Annotated in this window: 11 protein-coding genes and 1 pseudogene; 6 read left to right on the top strand and 6 right to left on the bottom strand. The window is 71.9% G+C overall.

Annotation, left to right across the window (positions count from 1 at the left end; translation table 11 throughout):
* Positions 1-48 precede the first annotated feature (48 nt).
* The 3 genes from ACFSZT_RS11750 to ACFSZT_RS11760 all read left to right on the top strand — a co-directional run bounded on the left by ACFSZT_RS11750 (position 49) and on the right by ACFSZT_RS11760 (position 7,067).
* Positions 49-1,512 (top strand): NAD-dependent succinate-semialdehyde dehydrogenase, encoded by a 1,464-nt coding sequence (locus ACFSZT_RS11750; protein WP_377384384.1) that lies wholly within the window; start codon positions 49-51, stop codon positions 1,510-1,512.
* Positions 1,509-2,564 (top strand): tartrate dehydrogenase, encoded by a 1,056-nt coding sequence (locus tag ACFSZT_RS11755; protein WP_377384386.1) that lies wholly within the window; start codon positions 1,509-1,511, stop codon positions 2,562-2,564. The genes ACFSZT_RS11750 and ACFSZT_RS11755 overlap by 4 nt, the downstream gene beginning before the upstream one ends.
* 195 nt (positions 2,565-2,759) lie before the next feature.
* Complete coding sequence (locus ACFSZT_RS11760) at positions 2,760-7,067, top strand: HAD-IC family P-type ATPase (protein WP_377384388.1); 4,308 nt, start codon at positions 2,760-2,762, stop codon at positions 7,065-7,067.
* Between the two features lie 59 nt (positions 7,068-7,126).
* Here the strand turns inward: ACFSZT_RS11760 and ACFSZT_RS11765 are convergent, their stop codons facing one another.
* Genes ACFSZT_RS11765 through ACFSZT_RS11775 form a run of 3 tightly spaced genes read right to left on the bottom strand, consistent with a single transcriptional unit; the run spans position 7,127 to position 9,353 of the window.
* The gene (locus ACFSZT_RS11765; protein WP_377384390.1) at positions 7,127-7,834 is read right to left on the bottom strand and encodes a GntR family transcriptional regulator; all 708 of its coding nucleotides are present in this window, start codon (positions 7,832-7,834) and stop codon (positions 7,127-7,129) included.
* Positions 7,831-8,559, bottom strand: coding sequence for a maleate cis-trans isomerase family protein (locus tag ACFSZT_RS11770; RefSeq protein ID WP_377384392.1), 729 nt, complete (start codon positions 8,557-8,559; stop codon positions 7,831-7,833). The genes ACFSZT_RS11765 and ACFSZT_RS11770 overlap by 4 nt, the downstream gene beginning before the upstream one ends.
* A 44-nt stretch (positions 8,560-8,603) precedes the next feature.
* Positions 8,604-9,353, bottom strand: coding sequence for a maleate cis-trans isomerase family protein (locus tag ACFSZT_RS11775; protein WP_377384393.1), 750 nt, complete (start codon positions 9,351-9,353; stop codon positions 8,604-8,606).
* Positions 9,354-9,450: 97 nt separating this feature from the next.
* Between ACFSZT_RS11775 and ACFSZT_RS11780 the strand changes: the two genes are divergently transcribed.
* The gene (locus ACFSZT_RS11780) at positions 9,451-10,428 is read left to right on the top strand and encodes a D-2-hydroxyacid dehydrogenase (RefSeq protein WP_377384394.1); all 978 of its coding nucleotides are present in this window, start codon (positions 9,451-9,453) and stop codon (positions 10,426-10,428) included.
* 33 nt (positions 10,429-10,461) lie between these two features.
* On the top strand, positions 10,462-11,868 hold the full coding sequence (locus ACFSZT_RS11785; protein WP_377384395.1) for an amidase: 1,407 nt from the start codon (positions 10,462-10,464) through the stop codon (positions 11,866-11,868).
* 169 nt (positions 11,869-12,037) lie between these two features.
* On the opposite strand, the pseudogene ACFSZT_RS28420 reads toward ACFSZT_RS11785, so the two are convergent.
* Positions 12,038-12,358 (bottom strand): annotated as a pseudogene (locus tag ACFSZT_RS28420) (winged helix-turn-helix domain-containing protein); the annotation flags it as partial.
* Here ACFSZT_RS28420 and ACFSZT_RS11795 point away from each other — a divergent pair.
* Entirely contained in the window at positions 12,242-13,210 is a 969-nt protein-coding gene (locus tag ACFSZT_RS11795) for an aldo/keto reductase (protein ID WP_449301413.1), read from the top strand. The pseudogene ACFSZT_RS28420 and the gene ACFSZT_RS11795 sit on opposite strands and share 117 nt — an antisense overlap.
* 40 nt (positions 13,211-13,250) lie before the next feature.
* Here ACFSZT_RS11795 and ACFSZT_RS11800 read toward each other — a convergent pair whose 3' ends face one another.
* Positions 13,251-14,618 carry a WS/DGAT/MGAT family O-acyltransferase gene (locus tag ACFSZT_RS11800; RefSeq protein WP_377384399.1) on the bottom strand — a complete coding sequence of 456 codons (1,368 nt, stop codon included), beginning with the start codon at positions 14,616-14,618 and terminating at the stop codon, positions 13,251-13,253.
* A gap of 129 nt (positions 14,619-14,747) precedes the next feature.
* Complete coding sequence (locus tag ACFSZT_RS11805; protein ID WP_377384401.1) at positions 14,748-14,972, bottom strand: hypothetical protein; 225 nt, start codon at positions 14,970-14,972, stop codon at positions 14,748-14,750.
* Positions 14,973-14,998 lie beyond the last annotated feature (26 nt).

Raw genomic sequence — 14,998 nt, forward strand, 5'->3', positions numbered from 1 at the left:
CGATGATGGATGACGGTCGGGAAGTCCTGAAGCTTGGGAGCTGTGGAAATGAGCACGGTCAGCGAATCCGGCGTGGTCTCGGCGGTGAACAAGGAACTGTTCATCGGCGGCAAGTGGACCTCGGCGGCCGAGGGCAAGACCTTCGGTGTGTACGACCCGGCGACGGGCGAGAGGCTGTGCGAGGTGGCCGACGCCTCCCCGCAGGACGGCATCGCCGCGCTGGACGCCGCCGTCGCCGCGCAGGCCGACTGGGCGGCGCACCCACCGCGTGTGCGTGGCGAGATCCTCCGCAGGGCCTACGACAAGCTCATGGCGCGCCAGGAGGAGCTGGCGCTGCTGATGACCCTGGAGATGGGCAAGCCGCTGCCCGAGGCGCGGGGCGAGATCGCCTACGCCGCCGAGTTCTTCCGGTGGTTCGCCGAGGAGGCCGTGCGCATCGACGGCGGCTACGCGGTCGCCCCCAACGGCGCCAGCCGGTTCCTGGTCCTCAAGCAGCCGGTGGGCCCCTCGCTGCTGATCACGCCGTGGAACTTCCCGATGGCCATGGGCACCCGCAAGATCGGGCCCGCCGTGGCCGCGGGCTGCACGATGGTCATCAAGCCCGCCGCGCAGACGCCGCTGTCGATGCTCGCGCTCGCCGAGATCCTCGCCGAGTCCGGGCTGCCCGAGGGCGTGCTCAACGTGGTCACCACGACCGACGCGGGCGGTGTCATGGAGCCGATGATCCGGGACGGCCGCGCGCGCAAGCTGTCCTTCACCGGCTCCACCGCCGTGGGTCGCAAGCTGCTCGAGCAGTGCGCGGGCACCGTCATGCGCACGTCGATGGAGCTCGGCGGCAACGCGCCGTTCCTGGTCTTCGACGACGCCGACCTCGACGAGGCGGTCGAGGGCGCGATGCAGGCCAAGATGCGCAACATCGGCGAGGCGTGCACGGCCGCCAACCGCTTCTACGTCCAGCGCGGCATCGCCGACGAGTTCGCCCGCAGGCTCACCGAGCGGATGGAGGGGCTGCCCATCGGGCGGGGCACCGAGGACGGTGTCGTCGTCGGCCCGCTGATCGACGAGAAGGCGATCGCGAAGGTGAACGAGCTCGTCTCGGACGCCGCCCAGCGTGGCGCGAAGGTGCTCACCGGCGGCGCCACTGTGGACGGTCCGGGGCACTTCTACCAGCCGACCGTCCTCACCGGCGTCCCGCTCGAGGCGCGGATGACGCGCGAGGAGATCTTCGGCCCGGTCGCGCCGATCTCGGTGTTCGACACCGAGGACGAGGCGGTGGCCGCCGCCAACGACACCGAGTACGGCCTGGTCGGTTACGTCTTCACCAACGACCTCAAGCGCGCCCTGCGGGTCAGCGAGCGGCTGGAGAGCGGCATGGTGGGGCTCAACCAGGGCGTCGTGTCGAACCCGGCGGCTCCGTTCGGCGGGGTCAAGCAGTCCGGCCTCGGTCGCGAGGGCGGCACGGTCGGGATCGAGGAGTTCCTGGAGACCAAGTACGTCGCGGTGGGCCTGTGAGCACCTATCGCATCGCCTCGATCCCGGGAGACGGCATCGGTGTCGACGTCACCGCCGAGGCGAGGAAGGTCCTCGACCGCGCGGCGTCGGCGTTCGGATTCGGTCTGGAATGGACGGAGTTCGACTGGAGCTGCGAGCGGTATGCGAAGACCGGCACGATGATGCCGGAGGACGGGATCGAGACGCTGCGGGCGTTCGACTCCGTGCTGCTCGGTGCCGTCGGGTTCCCCGGCGTGCCGGACCACGTCTCCCTGTGGGGACTGCTGATTCCGGTGCGCCGGGCGTTCGCCCAATACGTGAACCTGCGTCCGGTGCGGCTGTTGCCGGGGACCCGGTCCGTCCTCGAGGGGCGCACCGCCGAGGACCTCGAGATGGTGATCGTCCGCGAGAACTCCGAGGGCGAGTACTCCACGCTCGGCGGCAGGCACAACGCGGGCAGGCCCGACGAGTTCGCCCTCCAGGAGTCGGTGTTCACCCGGACCGGTGTGGAACGCATCATCCGGTACGCCTTCGAGCTCGCCCGGACACGCAGCAGGCGGGTGTGCTCGGCCACGAAGTCGAACGGCATCATCCACACGATGCCGTTCTGGGACGAGATCTTCGCCGAGATCGCCGCCCAGTATCCGGATGTCGAGTCGGAGCAGATGCACATCGACGCGCTCGCCGCGCGGATGGTGCAGCGGCCGGACCGGCTCGACGTCGTGGTCGGGTCCAATTTGTTCGGTGACATCCTCAGCGACCTCGCGGCCGCGGTGACCGGCGGCCTCGGTATGGCGCCGTCGGGCAACATCAACCCCGAGGGCGATCACCCGTCGATGTTCGAGGCCGTGCACGGCAGCGCGCCCGACATCGCCGGCCAAGGCATCGCGAACCCGGTGGCCCAGGTGCTCGCGGCGGCGATGATGCTCGAGCAGCTTGGGGAGAAGGCCGCCGCGCGGGCGGTGAACTCGGCCGTGGAAACCGCGCTCGCCGACGGCTCGGTGCTCACCCCGGACCTCGGGGGGACCGCCACCACCGCACAGCTCGGCTCGGCGATCGCCGACGCGCTGTAGGTCCTCCGGGAACGGCGGACACGGCGACGGGAACGGCCGACACGGCGACGGGAACGGCGGACACGGCGACGGGAACGGCCGACACGGCGACGGGAACGGCGGACACGGCTGGTGGCGCGGGCGTGGGCAGTTCGCGCCACCGGCCGTCTCGTGGGCGATGCATAGTTTCCGGGCGGTGTGGGCACTACCTTCGCCATGAAAATGCTCGGCCTCGGCGTCCCGGATCCGCTGTCACTGCTCGGCACCACCATCGGAACCGCACGCGGACTGGCCGGACTGGTCCGCGGTCCGAGACGGCACGTATGGTCGTGTGCTGGCAAGTTCTACATCGAGGCGCACGGTGTGCACGGTGCGGGCGGCGAGCAGGTCGCCCGGCGCATCGAACAGGCTCTCGAGGAACGTGACGACGTCCTGTGGGCTCGGGTGAACGCGCCGTCCTCGCGGGTGATCGTCGCGGTGGCCGACACGAGGCAGGCGAAGTCGATCGAGGCCGAGCTCGTGCGCGTGGTGGAGCAGGCCGAGGCGCCGCCGTCCGGCCCGGACGAGGAGGCCGCCGAGGACGAGTTGCACCACCCGGCGGACGGCGCGCGCGGCACGCGGCTGCTGCCGACGATGCTCACCGACGCCGCGGGCATCGCCATGTCGCTGGTCACCCGGCTCGCACCGTGGGCGCCCTTGCCCCCCGAGGTCTCCGCGCTGACGTCCGTCGTCGACCACCACCCGGAGCTCCGGGAGCGACTCGCCCAGGGCAGGCACAGCCACGAGAAGGCGGACGCGACGACATCGCGGTTCTCCGCGCTGGCACAAGGACTTTCCGGCGGCGGCGAGAGCGCCTTCCTCGACGCGGTGAAGCGCGCCGCCCAGATCAGGGAGGCGCGAGCGCACGAACGTGCGTGGTGCGCGGCCGAGAGCAGCCTGGTCACCGGACCGGAGACGGCGGCCGCGGAGTCGTGCGCCATCGAGCGCCCGATGCCGCTGCCCGAGGGGCAGGTCGAGGAGTACGAGCGGCGCGTGCTGACGCTCGGCGCGGCGGCCGGTGCGGTCGCCGTGCCGTTCGCGGGACCGCGGCGGGCCCTCGCACTCGGCCTCTCGTCGGTCCCGAAGGCGGCCGAGTCGGGCCGCTCGGCGTTCGCGAGCGCGGTCGGCACCATCCTCGCCCGGCGCGGCGTGCTCGTCATGGACCGGGCCGCACTGCGCAAGCTCGATCGCATCGACACCCTCGTGCTCGACCACTCGGCGCTGGAGACCGGCCGGGCGATGCTGCGGGATCTCGTGCCGCTGCCGGACAGCGACCAGCACGCGGTGGCCGAGGTCGCCTGGCGGCTGTTCGATCCGGCGCATCCGAAGCAGGTCCAGACCGACGGCTCGTGGCGGCTCGGCCCGCTCGACGAGCTCGACACCGCGGGCACCGAGACTGCGGCGACCACCGGGAGCGCCGAGGCCGCCATCGCCGAGCACCGCGCCCGGCTGGAGCGGCAGGGCGCGACCGGGGTGCTCGGCCTGGCGAAGGACGGCCGGATGCAGGCTGTGCTCGCGCTCGCGGGCGAGCCGCTGCCGGGCGTCCACGCCCTGATGGTCGCGGCCCGGCGGTCCGGGCTGCGCGTGGTGGACGCGGACAAGCCGTTCACGTGTGTCCGGGAGCTGCAGGACCAGGGTGCTGCGACCCTGCTCGTGTCGGACGACCGGCGGGCGCTGGGCGCGTCCGACTGCGGCGTCGGTGTCCATCTCGACGGCGGCGCCCCGCCGTGGGGAGCGCACGTCCTGGTCGGTGACGATGTCGCCGCGGCCGCGTTGCTGGTCGAGGCCGTCATCGGGATGAAGGCCGTGAATGCCGAGAGCATCCGGATCGCCCAGGCCTCCACCGGCGTGGGCGTCGTGTCGGCGTTGCAGCGTGGCCGGACCAATCCGACGTCACGCGCCATGCGGGCGACCACGGCCGGGGCCGCGATCGCGATGGCGAACGCGGCCAGGCACGCCCGCAAGCTCGCCGTGCCCGAGGCGGAGGCGCCCGCCACCGAGCCGTGGCATTTGATGCCGGTCGACGCCGTGCTCGAACGGCTGGGGACCTCTGCGGCCGGGCTCTCCGGCGAGGCGGCGGCCCGCCGGGCGCGCGGCCGGAGCGGCGGTCCGCTCGGAACCAGCCTCGGCTCCGCCTTCCTCGCCGAACTCGCGAACCCGCTGACTCCGGTGCTCGCGGGCGGGGCGGCGCTCTCCGCCGCCGTGGGCTCGCCCGTCGACGCCCTGCTCGTCGCCGGCGTCACCGGGTTGTCGGCGCTGATCGGCAGCGTGCAGCAGGTGCGCACCGAACGCGAACTGGCCGAGCTGCTCAGCCGGTCGTCGGTGAGCGCCACGGTGCTGCGCGACGGCGAGGAACGCGTCGTCACCGCCGACGATCTCGCGCCTGGTGACGTGGTCGCGCTGACCTCGGGCGACGTCGTGCCCGCCGACTGCAGGCTGCTCGACTCCCAGGGACTCGAGGTGGACGAGTCGTCGCTGACCGGCGAGTCGCTGCCGCTGGCGAAGGATCCCGCTCCGGTGGTGGCCGGGCATGTCGCCGAGCGCACCTCGATGGTCTACGAGGGCACCACCGTCGCCGCCGGCGAGGCCACGGCGGTGGTGGTCGCGGTCGGGGACGACACCGAGGCGGGCCGCAGCATGGCGCTGGCCCGGCAGAGCGCGCCCGCGACCGGCGTCGAGAACCGGCTCACCGAGCTCACCGAGAAGACCTTGCCGCTCGCCGTCGGCTCGGCCGTCGGCGTGGCGGGATTGGGCCTGCTGCGGGGAGTTCCCCTGCGGGAGAGTCTGGGTGCGGCGGTCAACCTCGCGGTCGGGTCCGTGCCCGAGGGCCTGCCGTTCCTCGTCAACGCCGCGCAGCTGGCCGCGGCGCGACGGCTCGCCGCGCACGGCGCGCTGGTGCGCAACCCGCGCAGCATCGAGACCCTCGGCCGCGTGGACGTGCTCTGCTTCGACAAGACGGGCACCCTCACCGAGGGCAAGCTCAGCGTGAGCGAGATCGACGACGGCAAACAACGCAGCCGCATCGACGCGCTCGGCGAGGCACTGCGGCCCGTGGTCGCCGCGGCGCTGCGGGCGACCCCGCACTCCGCCGACGCCGAGGATCTTCCGCACGCCACGGACCGCGCCATCGTCGAGGCGGGCCGGCGGCTCAGCATGACGCCGGCGGCGGGCGCGTCGGGCTGGCAACCGGTGTCGTCCTCGCCGTTCGAGCCGTCCCGCGGCTACCACGCCACCATCGGCCGGACCAAGAAGGGCTTGCTGCTCAGTGTCAAGGGAGCGCCGGAGCAGGTGCTGCCGCGGTGTGCGCTCGACAACGCCGCCCGCAAGCGGCTCAACGGCCGCATGCGCGCGCTGGCGAAGTCCGGCCACCGGGTGCTGGCCGTCGCCGAGCGCAGCGTCGACGACGAGCGGTTCACCGAATCCACTGTGGACGGATTGACGTTCCGCGGGTTCGTGGCCATCTCCGATCCGGTGCGTGGCAGCGCCGCTCCGGCCGCGGCCGCGGTGCGCGACGCGGGCGTGCACATCGTCATGATCACCGGCGATCACCCGGTGACCGGCGAGGCGATCGCATCGGAGATCAACGGTCACCACGGTGAGCTCCACGTCGTCACCGGCGCCGAACTCGACGAGCTCGACGACGACGGACTCCGGGAGACCCTGCCCGGCGTGGACGTGGTCGCCCGATGCAGCCCGGCGCAGAAGGTCCGGATCATCAAGGCCTACCAGAGCCTCGGCAAGACGGTGGCCATGACCGGGGACGGCGCCAACGACGCGCCCGCCATCCGGCTCGCCGACGTCGGCATCGCCCTGGGCGGGCACGGCACGCCCGCCGCCCGCGCCGCCGCCGACCTCGTGGTGACCGACGACCGACTGGAAACGATCATCGCGGCGCTCACCGAGGGGCGGGCCATGTGGGCGTCGGTCCGTTCGGCGCTCGGCGTGCTCCTGGGCGGCAACGTCGGCGAGATCGGCTTCAACGTGCTCGGCGCGGCCGTCACCGGGCGTTCGCCGCTCAACGCACGTCAGCTGCTGCTCGTCAACCTCCTGACGGACCTGGCGCCGGCGCTGGCCATCGCGCTGCGCCGCCCGGGCGGGGCAAGCGAGGAGGAACTCCTGCGCGAGGGACCGGAGAGCTCGCTGGGCCGCCCGCTCTACCGCGAGATCGGCGTGCGCGCGGGCACGACGACGCTGGGTGCGACGGCGGCGTGGGCGATCGCGCGGTTCACCGGCCGCCGCAGGCGCGCGGACACGGTGGCGCTGGCCGCGCTCGTCGGCACTCAGCTCGGCCAGACACTCCTCACGGGGGCGCGGAGTCCGTCGGTGCTGGGCGCGAGTCTGGGCTCGGCCGCGGCACTCGCGGCCGTCATCCAGACGCCCGGGGTGAGCCAGTTCTTCGGCTGCACGCCGCTGGGGCCGGTGGGCTGGGGAGTCGCGCTGGGCAGCGCGGCGGGCGCGAGCGTGCTCGGTGCCCTGACGGTGTGAGGCGCACGCGCGGCACCGGCGGAGCGGGCGGACACGCGCGTGGCCGGGGCGGGCGCGACCTACGCTGGGTCGGCCTGCGGGACGGGCGGGAAGAGGCTCGTGCCGGGCGCCAGCCGCTGCACGGCGTCCTCCATGTGCGCCTCCAGCAACTCCACCACGGCCTGCTCGTCGCCCGCCCGCAGCGCCTCGATGATCGCGTTGTGCTCGCTGATCCGCTCGTCGACGCCCTGGTAGTTCTTGCGGTAGGTGCCCTCCAGCGCGGACAGGCACATGCGGGTCTCGATCATCAGCGTGCGGGCCATCCGGACCAGCCGGCGACTGCCGGACGCCTCGATCAGCGCCTCGTGGAACCGCAGGTCCGCCTCGGTCAGCGCGGTCGGGTCGTCCTGCTCGTCGGCCTCGGCCATGGCCTTCACCGCGTCGGTCAGGATCGCCGCCACGCGATCGCGGTCACCGCTGCGCACGACCCGCGTGGCCGCCGCGCGCTCGACGGCCGAGCGTGCCGTGTAGATGTCGTGGACGTCCTCGGGCTCGAGATCGATGACGAACAGCCCACGGTGCCGCTCGCTGCGCAACAGGCCCTCGGAGACGAGCCGCTGCATGGCCTCGCGCAGCGGCCCGCGGGACACCTGGAACTGCGCCGCCAGCTCGGTCTCGCCCAGCTGCGTGCCCGGCGGCAGCGAGCCGTGCATGATCGCGTCCCGGAGCTGCCGGGCGATGATGGCGGCGGTCGACTCCCGGTTGACCGGCTCGATGTCGGCGATCATCGCCCCTCGTCCTTCGTCCGGAACAGGGTGCCGAGTCCGTCCACCGCCCGCGCGGCCCCGGCGAGCCGCAGGCCCTCCCAGACCGTCACCTGGTTGGCCGTCAGCACGGGCTTGCCCAGCCGCGTCTCGATCGTCTCGACGAGCGCCAGCGTGCGCATCGCGGTGTCGGGCACCAGCAGCGCCTCGGCGTCCGGGTGGTCGCGGCTGACGACCAGCTCGACGACCTCCTCCGGGGGCAGCTCGCCGACCTCGGCGGCGGTGTCGATGTCGGCGGCCGACATCGACACGACCTCGATGCCGCCGCGGTCGAGGAACTCGACGAACAGCTTGGCGACGTCGTCCGGGTAGCTGGCCGCCACGGCCACGCGCCGCAGGCCGAGTGCGGTGGCCGCCCGGACGAACGCGAACGAGGTGCTCGACGCGGGCAGGCCGCCCGCGGCCTCGGAGAGCTGGGCGACCTGGTCGGCGGCGCCGTCCCAGCCGTAGACGAAGCTGCCGCTCGTGCACGCCCACACCACGGCAGTGGGGTCGTGCTTGGCGAGCAGCGAGGCGCCTTCGGCGAGCCGCTCGGGCGAGCCCAGGTCGAGCAGCTCGGCCACGGCGTGCAGGTCGGTGCCGTAGATGTGCTCGACGGGCAGGCGCGTGCCGTCGCCGAGCAGGCGCTCGGCGAGCGGGTAGTCGTCCTCTGCGGCGTGGTCGGGATAGATGAAGCCGACGGTGGCCATGTGCACCTCCTGGTGAGGATTGTCGACAATCCTATTGGAACGGGTCAAGACACCTCACGCAGCCACTTGCCGGGCCCCACGATCGGCAGGTTCATCCGCTTCAGGCAGGCCCACATGGTGAGCTGGTTGGCCGTCAGCACGGGCTTGCCGAGCGTGTTCTCCAGTGGCTCGATGAGGTCGTAGGTGGGCAGGTTCGTGCAGCTGACGAAGATGGCCTCCGCCGCGTCGTGGTTGGCGGCCATGATCCGTTCGGCGATGGTGCGGTAACTGACCTTCCAGATACCGCCGCCGAGGCCGAGGTGGTCGCTCGACATCGTCTTGACGCCGAGCTCGTCGAGGAACTCGTGCAGCTTGCCGGTGAGGTCGGCGTCGTACGGGGTCAGCACCGACACCCGGGTGAGGTCGAGCTGCTCGAGGACCTCGGCGAGCGCGCCGGAGGTGGTGACGGCCGTGGGCGCGCCCGCGTCGCAGATGACCTTGCGCAGGGTGCGCTCGGCGTCGACGCCGTTGACGAAGCTGCCCGACGTGCACAGGTAGGCGACCACCTCGGGCTCCACGTGGAGGACGTCGCGGGTGGCCGCGGCGAGGTGGTGCGCGTTGCTGACGAGGTGAGCCATCTCCATGCTCACGGGCACCGGCTCGTAGGGCGTCCGTGCCAGGTGCAGCGAGACCTCCATCGGCACCCAGCGCCACAGCTCCCGCTCCAAGGCGAGATCGAACGGCGCGATGACGCCGATGCCCCGCTGGGCCAGGGGCCCTTCGAAAGCGGGGAAGTCAAAGGCTGCGAAATCCAAGGCTCAACCTCCGACGACTTTATCTATGCAGGGGTGTGCGTCCGGGGTGGCTCCTCGGATTGTTGACAATCATACGACCGACTCTTACCGTGTCAACGTGAGTGGCACGGAAACACCGGTGCTCGCGGTGCTACGCGGGGACAAGCATCCTCCGGACATGGAGCCCATCGAAGAGGCGGCGGTCGTTCGTTACACCGACGCCGACGGGCTCGCCGACGCGCTGCGCGGAGCCGACGCCCTGTTCGTCTACGACTTCCTCTCCTCGGCGGTTCCGGCTGCCTGGCACGCCGCCGACCGGCTGCGCTGGCTGCACATCGCGAGCGCCGGCGTCGACCCGGTGATGTTCCCCGAGCTGCGGGAGAGCGACGTCGTGCTCACCAACTCGCGCGGGGTGTTCGACGACTCCATCGCCGAGTACGTGCTGGGTCAGATCCTGGCGTTCGCCAAGGACCTCCCGCGCTCCCTGCGGCTGCAGGCGCAGCGCACGTGGCAGCACCGGGAGAGCGAGCGGGTCCAGGGCCGCTCGGTGCTCGTGGTGGGCACCGGGCCGATCGGCCGGTCGATCGCGCGGCTGCTGAAGGCGGCCGGGCTGCGCGTCAGCGGCGCCGGCCGTCGCGAGCGGGCGGGCGATCCCGACTTCGGCACCGTGTACGCCTCGGACAGGCTGACCGAGTACCTGCCCGAGATGGACTACGTCGTCGCGGTGGCCCCGCTGACCGAGCAGACGAAGGGCATGTTCGACGCCCGCGCGTTCGCCGCCATGAGGCCGCAGGCGCGGTTCATCAACGTCGGCCGCGGCGAGCTCGTCGTCACCGCCGACCTGGTCGAGGCGCTGCGCACCGGGGCCATCGCCGGCGCGGGACTCGACGTCTTCGACACCGAACCCCTGCCGCCCGAAAGTCCCCTGTGGACAATGGATAACGTGCTCGTGTCGCCGCACATGTCGGGCGATTTCATCGGTTGGCGCAACGCGCTGGTCGAGGTGTTCGCCGACAACTTCTGGCGCTGGCGTGCCGGGGAGCCGCTGCGGAATGTGGTCGACAAGAAGTTGGGCTACGTTCCCTCCAGTGGCTGACCGGCACACACCGACGTGGACCGAGGGAGAGATATGCCGAGCACGGGAACCCTGCTGACCGCGAGCGAGCTCGTCGCCGCCTATTCGTCGGGCGAGCTGTCCCCGGTCGAGGCGACCAGGGCCGCGCTCGAGGTCATCGACCAGCGCGACAAGGAGTACAACGCCTTCACCCTGATCGATCCCGAGGTGGCCCTCGAAGCGGCCCGCGCGTCCGAGGAACGCTGGCGGGAGGGCAACCCGATCGGCTGGCTCGATGGTGTCCCCGCCTCGATCAAGGACATGTTCCTCACTCAGGGCTGGCCGACACTGCGTGGTTCGCGGTGCATCGACCGCGACCAGGTATGGGAGATCGACAGCCCGGTCACCGCCCGGATGCGCGAGAACGGGCTGGTGCTGCTCGGCAAGACCACCACGCCCGAGCTCGCGTGGAAGGCCGTCACGGACAGCCCGCTCGACGGCATCACCCGCAACCCGTGGAACCCGGCACTCACCTGCGGCGGCTCGAGCGGCGGCAGCGCCGTCGCGGTGGCCGCGGGCATGGGGGAGCTGTCGGTCGGCACGGACGGTGGCGGTTCGGTGCGCATTCCGGCGTCCTTCTGCGGCATCGTCGGGTTCAAGCCGACGGCGGGCCGCATCCCGCTGTACCCGGCGAGCCCGTTCGGCCCGTTGTCGCACGCCGGTCCGATGGCACGCTCGGTGGACGATGTGGCACTGCTGCTCGATGTGCTCGCCACCCCCGACCACCGCGACCCCAGCGCACTGCCGCCGCCCATCGGCACCTACCGCGAGGCCGTGCGCCGGGACGTCCGTGGTCTGCGGGCGGCGTTCTCCGCCGACCTCGGCTACGTCGACGTCGACCCGGAGATCGCGCAGGCGGTGCTGTCCACGGTCGCGAAGCTGAACGAGGCCGGCCTGTCGGTCGAGGAGGCCGACCCCGGCTTCACCGACCCGATCGACGCGTTCGGCGTGCTGTGGTCGACCGGCGCGGCGAAGTGGCTCGACACGTTCCCTCCGGGCTCGGAGGAGCGCGTCGACCCGGGCCTGCGCCGGGTGTGGGAGCAGGGACGCACCTACTCGGCCAGCGACTATCTCGAGGCCACGGCGACCCGCGCGGCGCTGGGCATCCAAATGGGCGAGTTCCACACCCGCTACGACGTGCTGATCACGCCCACGATGCCGATCCCGCCCTTCGAGGCCGGCCACGACGTGCCGCCGGGCGGGCCGTACGAGACGTGGCCACAGTGGACACGGTTCACCTACCCGTTCAACATGACCCAGCAGCCCGCCATCACGGTGCCCGTCGGCTTCACCTCCAAGGGCCTGCCGGTGGGCCTGCAGATCGTCGGGCCGCGGCACTCCGACGACCTGGTGCTGGCGGTGGCCAAGCTGGTCGAGGAGGTCCAGCCGTGGGCCACCGACCGTCCTGCCGGGCTCCGCTGACTCGGTCCGCGACGGGCTCGGCGGCCCGGCAGGTGAGCGTGCGGACCTCCCGGCTCGCCAGCACCGGCAGGGCGGCCGGCACGCTCAGGGCGGCGCCAGCGAGCAGTGTCGTCCGCAGGCCCCACGCTTGGCCGCCCCGGATGCACGCCTCCTCGGCGACGTCGAGCAGCCCGGCCTGGCGCAGCCTCCGCAGGTGGTAGCCGGGGTACGGCTGCGTTAGCCCGAGCTCCCGGGCCACCTCGGCCGCGCTCATCGCCGCGCCGGTGAGCAGCGAGACTGCCGCGGCACCAGCAAATGGTTCGTTGGTGGTCGTCGCGTGCACCACCTCACGCTGCGTCGCCCGTGGTTGTTGTGCTGTGCTGGGGACATGCGCATGACGACTTTGGGCAAGAGCGGACTCGAGGTGTCGCGGATCTGCTTCGGCACATGGCAGCTCGGCGGCGAGTGGGGCTCCTTCGACGAGGACGCCGCCATCGGCGCCATCCGGCACGCCCGCGACCTCGGGGTCAACTTCTTCGACACCGCGCAGGCCTACGGGTTCGGCGCCGCGGAGTCGTTGCTCGGCAAGGCCTTGCGTGACGACATCCGGCGCGATCGCGACAGTGTGGTGATCGCCACCAAGGGCGGGATCGAGCCCGGCGGCGAGCGACCCCGCAACGCGTCGCGGGAGTTCCTGCGGCGCGGGGTGGAGGAGAGCCTGCGCCACCTCGGGGTCGACCACATCGACCTCTACCAGGTGCACTGGCCCGACTCCGATACGCCGGCCGAGGAGACGGCGTCGGCGTTACAGGAGCTGGTGGACGAGGGCAAGATCCGCCACGTCGGAGTGTCCAATTACGACACCGCGCAGCTTGCCGAGTTCGACCGCACCCGTCCCGTGGAGACACTCCAGCCGCCGTACCACCTGTTCCGGCGCGGCATCGAGGCCGACCCGCTGCCGTACGCCCGGGAGCACGACATCGGTGTGCTCGTCTACAGCGCGCTCGGCAGTGGACTGCTGACCGGCGCCTTGCGGCCGGACTCGACGTTCGAGGCCTCCGACTGGCGCTCGCAGTCGTCGGCGTTCCAGGGCGAGAACCTCCGGCGCAACCTGGCCGTGGTGGACGAGCTGAAGGAGTTCGCGGCGGGAAAGAACGCCACCGTCAGCCAGGTCGCCATCGCGTGGGTGCTGGCCCAGCCCGGCGTGCACGTCGCCATCGTGGGCGCTCGCAGGGCCCGCAACATCGAGGACAGCCTCGCCGCGGCCGATCTCGACCTGACCGACGCCGATCTCGCCGAGATCGAGCGCATCACCGCCAAGGGTGTGCAGGTGGAGGGCGCCAGCCCGGAAGGCGTCGCCTGATCGCCCGGTGACCGGCTCGGACGCGGTGGGCGACCCCGGGTCAGCCCACCGCGTCCTCCAGCTCGGCCAGCGCCGTCTCGAGGTGGGTGAGCAACCGCTGCAGGTGCGGCACGCTGCGCCGGCAGCCCGTGATGCCGAAGTCGAGGTTGTCGCCGTTGCTGGTGAGCGTGATGTTGAGTGCTTGCCCGTCGAGCAGCACTGAGGCCGGATAGATGCCGTCGAGGGCCGCGCCGTTCCAGTACATCTGCTTGCGTGGCCCGGGCACGTTGGAGATGACGAGGTTGAACGGCGGCCGCGTGTTGCCGACGTAGCCGGGTACCGGTGTCGCCGCCAGTGGGGCCACGTTGAGCGCCGAGAGCAACAGCGTCTGCAGCGGCGTGAGCTCCTTGAACAGGCGCTTGCCGTCGGCTGTCGAGCGCGCGATGGTGGTGAGCCGGTCGGCGGGGTCGGCCTTGTCCGTGCCGAGGTTGCACAGCAGCGCGCCGATCCGGTTGCCCGACGCCTCCCGCTGCTCGGCCCGGCTTCGCAGGGACACGGGCACCATCGCGATCAGCGGTGCGGGTGGCAGGGCCCGCTGTTCGATGAGGTAGTCGCGCAACGCGCCCGAGCACATCGCGAGCACGACGTCGTTGCTCGTGACGCCTGCCGCCGCGGCCACCTTGCGCACGCGCTCCTGAGGCCACGACTGTGCCGCGAACCGGCGGGCCCCGCCGATGGGCACGTTGAGCATCGTCTTCGGCGCCTCCAGCGGCAGGGTGAGCGTGTGCTCGCGGAAGGCCTCCATGGCGACCTTCCACGCCGCCCGCGGGGTATCGGCGAGTTGCTTCGCCGTGCCGGTGAGTGTGCGGAGCAAACCGCGCGGGTCCGCAGGAACGCGCCGAGACTTCTGCGATTCACGGATGCCCCACGGTGGCGGGCAGTCCCGGGCGTCCGGATCGTCGCTGAGCGTGCTCTGCAACTGCCGCAACGCCGACACGCCGTCCATCACCGAGTGGTGGATCTTGCTGTAGACGGCGAACCGGCCGTCGTCGAGGCCCTCGACAAGGTGCACCTCCCACAGCGGCCGGTGCCGGTCGAGCAGCGTGCTGTGCCAGCGTGACGTGAGCTCGAGCAGCTCCCGGATCCGGCCGGGCCGGGGCAGCGCGGAGTGCCGGAAGTGGTAGTCGAGGTCGAGAGCCGGGTCCGCCCGCCAGGCCAGGTAGCCCGCCGTGTTGACGGGGCGCGCCAGCCGCTGCCGGAACAGGTCGCGCACGCTGCTGTTGTGCAGCAGGTCGTGCCGCACCTCCCGCAAATAGTCGGGCCCGGCGCCCTCGGGCGGGGTGAACAGCTGCAGCCCGCCGACGTGCATGGGGTGCTCGCGGGTTTCGATGAACAGGAACATCGAGTCGGTCACGGGCATCATCGACATCGCGCTCACCCCTCGGACTCCGTCGGCCGGTGTCGGACACGCTGAGTGGGAGTCTACGTACTCCTGATCTCGCCGGAAGGTCATGATTGCCGACGAGCCGCGTGCCGGCACGGTGGTGACGCGGCCAGGTCAGGTGTGCGCGCCGGCCGTGGACGTCGCGTAGTCCGGGCGCCCCGCAGGCCGGTAGGTCTGGATGGTGATGCCCCGCGACGTGCTCCGCGACGTGAGCAGCTCGAGCGCGATGTCCGGACCGGTGGTGGGGAACAGTGCGTGCCCTGGCCCACCACGACGGATAGGTGAGCAGATCGAGCTGGTCGACCAGGTCGTCGGCGAGCAGCCATCGGACGAGGACACCGCTGCCGGGCACCAGCAGGTCGCCG

It is taken from the genome of Prauserella oleivorans (genome assembly GCF_042685745.1).
Lineage (GTDB): Bacteria > Actinomycetota > Actinomycetes > Mycobacteriales > Pseudonocardiaceae > Prauserella_A > Prauserella_A oleivorans.

What these genes read in the sequence shown, in the direction of transcription:
- ACFSZT_RS11750 (WP_377384384.1), top strand. Translation starts at nt 49, where the DNA reads ATGAGCACGGTCAGCGAATCCGGCGTGGTCTCGGCGGTGAACAAGGAA.
- ACFSZT_RS11760 (WP_377384388.1), top strand. Translation starts at nt 2,760, where the DNA reads ATGAAAATGCTCGGCCTCGGCGTCCCGGATCCGCTGTCACTGCTCGGC.
- ACFSZT_RS11765 (WP_377384390.1), bottom strand. Translation starts at nt 7,834, where the DNA reads ATGATCGCCGACATCGAGCCGGTCAACCGGGAGTCGACCGCCGCCATC.
- ACFSZT_RS11770 (WP_377384392.1), bottom strand. Translation starts at nt 8,559, where the DNA reads ATGGCCACCGTCGGCTTCATCTATCCCGACCACGCCGCAGAGGACGAC.
- ACFSZT_RS11785 (WP_377384395.1), top strand. Translation starts at nt 10,462, where the DNA reads ATGCCGAGCACGGGAACCCTGCTGACCGCGAGCGAGCTCGTCGCCGCC.
- ACFSZT_RS11795 (WP_449301413.1), top strand. Translation starts at nt 12,242, where the DNA reads ATGACGACTTTGGGCAAGAGCGGACTCGAGGTGTCGCGGATCTGCTTC.
- ACFSZT_RS11800 (WP_377384399.1), bottom strand. Translation starts at nt 14,618, where the DNA reads ATGTCGATGATGCCCGTGACCGACTCGATGTTCCTGTTCATCGAAACC.